This window comes from Burkholderia sp. AU4i (assembly GCF_000466765.1).
In the GTDB taxonomy this organism is placed as follows: domain Bacteria; phylum Pseudomonadota; class Gammaproteobacteria; order Burkholderiales; family Burkholderiaceae; genus Burkholderia; species Burkholderia cepacia.
Map to the genome: position 1 here is coordinate 1 of NZ_ASSI01000284.1, position 4,874 is coordinate 4,874.

4 protein-coding genes, 1 pseudogene and 1 riboswitch are annotated in these 4,874 nt (G+C 69.9%); of the genes and pseudogenes, 1 reads left to right on the forward strand and 4 read right to left on the reverse strand.

The window, feature by feature from the left end:
• The 4 genes and pseudogenes from L810_RS49485 to L810_RS40540 all read right to left on the reverse strand — a co-directional run.
• A pseudogene (locus L810_RS49485) lies at nucleotides 1–179 on the reverse strand (thiamine phosphate synthase); the annotation flags it as partial.
• Nucleotides 176–991, reverse strand: coding sequence for a thiazole synthase (locus tag L810_RS40530; protein WP_021163925.1), 816 nt, complete (start codon nucleotides 989–991; stop codon nucleotides 176–178). The gene L810_RS40530 and the pseudogene L810_RS49485, both read right to left, overlap by 4 nt.
• A 38-nt stretch (nucleotides 992–1,029) precedes the next feature.
• Nucleotides 1,030–1,227, reverse strand: coding sequence for a sulfur carrier protein ThiS (thiS, locus tag L810_RS40535; RefSeq protein ID WP_011350713.1), 198 nt, complete (start codon nucleotides 1,225–1,227; stop codon nucleotides 1,030–1,032).
• A 32-nt stretch (nucleotides 1,228–1,259) separates the two neighbouring features.
• Complete coding sequence (locus L810_RS40540) at nucleotides 1,260–2,396, reverse strand: FAD-dependent oxidoreductase (RefSeq protein WP_021163926.1); 1,137 nt, start codon at nucleotides 2,394–2,396, stop codon at nucleotides 1,260–1,262.
• 225 nt (nucleotides 2,397–2,621) lie between these two features.
• Nucleotides 2,622–2,745, reverse strand: a riboswitch (TPP riboswitch).
• 269 nt (nucleotides 2,746–3,014) lie between these two features.
• On the opposite strand from L810_RS40540, the gene L810_RS40545 reads away from it, so the two are divergent.
• Nucleotides 3,015–4,784, forward strand: coding sequence for an ABC transporter ATP-binding protein/permease (locus L810_RS40545; RefSeq protein ID WP_021163928.1), 1,770 nt, complete (start codon nucleotides 3,015–3,017; stop codon nucleotides 4,782–4,784).
• Nucleotides 4,785–4,874: the final 90 nt, after the last annotated feature.

Here is a 4,874-nt window from a genome sequence, read left to right on the forward strand (position 1 = left end):
CGGTCGCCGGCCGATACGATCAGCACGTCGCCGTCGGCCGGCGCGTCGGGCACCGCGACGCAAAGCCGCCACGGCGCGGCGGCGCCCGGCCAGTCGCCCAGCCGGGCGCGAATCCGTTCGGCCGCTTCGGCCAGTTCGTCGGCCGGCGGCCAGAATGCATCGGCGAAACGCACGCTCATGCGCCGCCCCCGTCCTGGTGCCAGAACGGCATCCCGACGACCGGCGTGCTGGCGTGCGCGGTCTCGCGCGCGTCCATCGGCCCGGCGAGATACGCGGCACGGCCGGCCTCGACGCCCTGCGCGAACGCACGCGCCATGATCTCCGGGTGCGTGGCCTGCGACACGGCGGTGTTCAGCAACACGCCGTCGAAGCCCCATTCCATCACCTGGCACGCGTGCGACGGCACGCCGAGCCCGGCGTCGACGATCAGCGGCACGTCCGGCAGGCGCTCGCGCAGCACGCGCAGCCCGTACGGGTTCACGACGCCCTTGCCGGTGCCGATCGGCGCGCCCCACGGCATCAGCGCCTCGCAGCCGGCGTCGAGCAGGCGCCGGCCGATCACGAGATCCTCGGTGCAGTACGGCAGCACCTTGAAACCGTCCTTGACCAGTTGCGCGGCCGCCTCGATCAGGCCGACCGGGTCGGGCTGCAGCGTGTAGTCGTCGCCGATCAGCTCGAGCTTGATCCAGTCGGTGCCGAACACCTCGCGCGCCATGTGCGCGGTCGTCACGGCTTCGGCGACGGTCTGGCAGCCGGCCGTGTTCGGCAAGAGCGGCACCGCGTGGCGCTTGAGCAGGTCGAAGAAGCCGGCTTCGGCCGTGCCGCCCGTCATCTGGCGGCGCAGCGCGACCGTCACCATCCCGGGGCGCGACGCGGCGATCGAATCGGACAGCGACTGCAGCGACGGATAGCGCGACGTGCCGATCAGCACGCGGCTTGCGAAGGTTTCGCCGTACAGCGTCAGCGCGTCGGCGGAGGTGAGGGACGTCATGTCGTTTTCCTGAAAGAGCGGGGACGAACCGGCGGCGCTCAGCCGCCCGCGACCGGGTGCACGACGTCGAGCTTGTCGCCCGCCGCGAGTGCGCGCGCCGCGTGCTGCGTGCGCGCGACGAAGTTGCCGTTCAGCGCGACCGCGTACGGCGGACGCGCGCCGTACGCGGCGAGCGCGTCGGCCACCGTTGCGCCGTCGGGCAACGTCAGGTTCTGTTGGTTGATCTGGATGTCCATGAGGCTTCGTCGAATTCGGTCGGCGGTGCGCGTCAGGCCGGCTGGCGCGCGTCGTTGCGGTGATGAAGGAGCGTCGGCCAGCGCTCGGCGTCGCGCCACGCGGCGAACGCGTCGGGATCGCCGAACGCGCCGCCGAGAGCGGCTTCGGCAAGGGCGACGGCCGCGTGCGCGACTTCCGGCGCGATCATGAAGCCGTGCCGGTACAGGCCGTTGACGGCGAGCGTCGACGCACCATCCCAGATCACCGCCGGGCGATGATCGGGCAGCGTCGGCCGGCACTGCGCATTGAGTTCCAGGATGCGCGCCTCGCCGAACGCCGGATGCACGGAGAATGCCGCGCTCAGCAGTTCGAGCGCGGAGCGCACGCTGACGGGCGACATGTCCTCGCCCTCCACCTCGGTCGCGCCGATCACGTAGAGATCGTCCTGCTTCGGTGCGATGTAGAGCGGGTAGCGCGGATGCAGCAGCCGCACGGGCCGGGTGAGCCCGATGCCGGGCGCGTGCACGCGCGCGACTTCGCCGCGGATGCCGCGCAACGCGGGCAGCGCGGGTTTCGCGCCGAGCCCGCGACAATCGATCGTGAAATGCGCGGCGGGCAGGTTCGCATCGTCGATCGTGACGTGCCAGTGCAGGTCGACGCCGCGCTCGGCGAGGCCGGCCGCGAGCGCGCGCAGCGCCTGGCGATTGTCGAGCTGGCCTTCGTTCGGCAGCAGCAGGCCGCGCGCGAAGCGGCCCGCGAGCACCGGCTCGGCCGCGTCGACCTGCGCGCCGGCGAGAGTCACGAAACCGCTGTCGAACAGGCCGGCCGGCGCGTTCGCGCGCACGCGCCGCTCGAACAGCGGCGCCTCCGCGCGGTCCGCGTGATGCCAGACGACGAGCGTGCCGTGATGCTGGAAGAAGACGGGTTCGGGCAGTTCCGCGAGCCACTGCGGCCAGCGCGCGAGCGACGCGGCGCCGAGCTCGGTGATCAGCAGCTCCGCGCTCGCCGCTTCCGCGAGCGGTGCGAGCATGGCGGCCGCGATCCACGCGGCCGACTGCTCGCCGTCCGGGCCGCCGCGCTCGTAAAGCGCGACGCGATGGCCGTCGCCTGCGAGCCGCCATGCGATCAGGCGGCCGACGAGGCCGCCGCCGAGCACCGCGAAATCGGGGTGGGTGTCCCGGACGTTCATCGCGCCCCCTCCGCGCGGGCGCGCCCGACGAACGTCGACGCGCACGCGCCGCCGCATGCGAACGCACGCGACATCGGGCCGGGAACCATGCAAAAGACTGAAGATTGTGCGGTCATCATTCCTTCCGTAACGCGCAATGCGCGTACCCAAAAGGACGAAACCGGCAGCAAAGGCCGGCCGGGCGGGACTCGGGCGCTGACCATGTGGGATGGCAGCCAGCGCGACCCGGCGGGATCAGAAACTTCCCTCGCCGGTATTACCCGGATCGGGTGCGAAGGGTCTTTCTCAGCCTCATTGCGCTGCCCGGAACATCCGCCGGCCGCGCTACAAAGCACCCCTGTTTCGTCGTCGGCCATTAGACCATAAAAGCGGAAAGCGCCGCAAACTGTCCCCCTTGCGGCAAATTCGCCGTCGTGCCGCGCCGCTCTGGCACAATGCCCGCAGGCCGGCCGCACGAGCGGCCGGTTGCCGCGTCACCGCCGGCCTTAAGTGCCGTTTAAGACACGCGGGCGACCATCCGGACGCCCGCCGTCAGTCGGCGCCGCGTCCCGGCATGCCGTATCGCGGCGCGCGCCCGGCTTCGCCCGGCCCGCGCGCCGGCTACTCATCAGGAAGCACATGACCCAATCGATCGATCCCGTCCGCTCCGCCTCCGACGCGCCGCAGGACGAGCGCCCGGTATCCGCATGGAGCCTCATCAAGCCCTACTGGGTATCGTCCGAATGGAAAATCGCATGGGGCCTGCTGGTCGCGATCATCGCGATCAACCTCTGCGTGGTCTGGATCAACGTCCGGCTCAACAAGTGGAACGCGGAGTTCTACAACGCGCTGCAGTCGAAGGACGTCCACGACTTCCCGAACCTGCTGATGCAGTTCTCCGCGCTCGCGTTCGCGTTCATCATCCTCGCCGTGTACGGCCGCTACCTGCGGCAGATGCTCGGCTTCCGCTGGCGCCAGTGGCTCACCGACCGTTTTCTCGGCCAGTGGCTCGGCGATCGCGCGTTCTACCGGATCGAACGTGACCGTCTCGCCGACAACCCCGACCAGCGGATCACCGACGACCTTCAGTCGTTCTCGACGACCACGCTCGCGCTGTCGCTCGACCTGCTGTCGACGGTCGTCACGCTCGTGTCGTTCATCACGATCCTGTGGTCGCTCGCCGGCGCGCTGACGCTCTCGCTCGGCGCGACGCCGATCACGATCCCCGGCTACATGGTGTGGGCGGCGGCGCTGTACGCGGTGGTCGGCTCGCTGATCATCCAGAAGGTCGGCCACCCGCTCGTGTCGATCAACTACCAGCAGCAGCGCGTCGAGGCCGACTTCCGCTTCGGGCTGATCCGCGTGCGCGAGAACGCCGAGCAGATCGCGTTCTACGACGGCGAGAAGACCGAGACCGGCAACGCGCAAAACCTCTTCATGCGCATCCGCGACAACTGGTGGCGCGTGATGAAGTACACGAAGCGGCTCACTTTCGTGCTGAGCTTCTACGGGCAGATCGCGATCATCTTCCCGCTCGTCGTCGCCGCGCCGCGCTATTTCGCGGGCGCGTTCTCGTTCGGCGTGCTGATGCAGATCTCGTCCGCGTTCGGCACCGTCAGCGATTCGTTCTCGTGGTTCATCAACAGTTACTCGACCCTCGTCGAGTGGCGCGCCACCGTCAACCGTCTGCGCGAATTCAAGCGCGTGATGGGCACGTCGCACCTGAAGGAAAGCCTGTCGCCCGCGACCGAGCACGGCGGCATCAACCTGCATTACGTCGACGCCGCGAAGCTGTCGACGTCGTCGCTCAAGCTCGCGCTCCCGAACGGCAACGCGCTCGCGAACATCGGCAGCGTCACGATCGAGCCCGGCTCGCGCTGGCTCGTGATCGGCAAGTCGGGTTCCGGCAAGAGCACGTTCATGCGCGCGCTCGCGGGGCTCTGGCCGTTCGGCGACGGCGCGATCGATGCGCCGGTCGGCGCACGGATGATGTTCGTGCCGCAAACGAGCTATCTGCCGATCGGCACGCTGAAGGCCGCGCTCACCTATCCGGCGACAGCCGACGCGTTCAGCGACGAAGCCTGCCGCGACGCGCTGCGCGCATGCCGCCTCGACGATTATGCCGAGCGCCTCGACGAGACCGCGCACTGGACCCGCGTGCTGTCGCCGGGCGAACAGCAGCGCCTTGCCGGCGCGCGCGTGCTGCTGCACAAGCCCGACTTCCTGTTCCTCGACGAAGCGACGAGCGCGCTCGACGCCGACAACGAGGCGCGCCTGTACCACCTGTTCGCCGAACGGCTGCCGAAGGCCGCGATCGTCAGCATCGCGCACCGCGAGTCGCTGGCCGCGTTCCACGTCGGCACGATCAACGTCGAGCGCGTGAACGACAGCGACAAGGTCGCCGCGTGAGGCCGCGCGCCGCGCACGTCGCCCGGATCGCGCTGATCACCGGCGCCGGCTCGGGGATCGGCGCGGCACTCGCGCGGCGGCTCGCGGCGC

Bases quoted from the DNA above. Each gene is read 5' to 3' on its own strand.
- L810_RS40530 (WP_021163925.1), bottom strand. From the start codon at position 991: ATGACGTCCCTCACCTCCGCCGACGCGCTGACGCTGTACGGCGAAACC.
- thiS (WP_011350713.1), bottom strand. From the start codon at position 1,227: ATGGACATCCAGATCAACCAACAGAACCTGACGTTGCCCGACGGCGCA.
- L810_RS40540 (WP_021163926.1), bottom strand. From the start codon at position 2,396: ATGAACGTCCGGGACACCCACCCCGATTTCGCGGTGCTCGGCGGCGGC.
- L810_RS40545 (WP_021163928.1), top strand. From the start codon at position 3,015: ATGACCCAATCGATCGATCCCGTCCGCTCCGCCTCCGACGCGCCGCAG.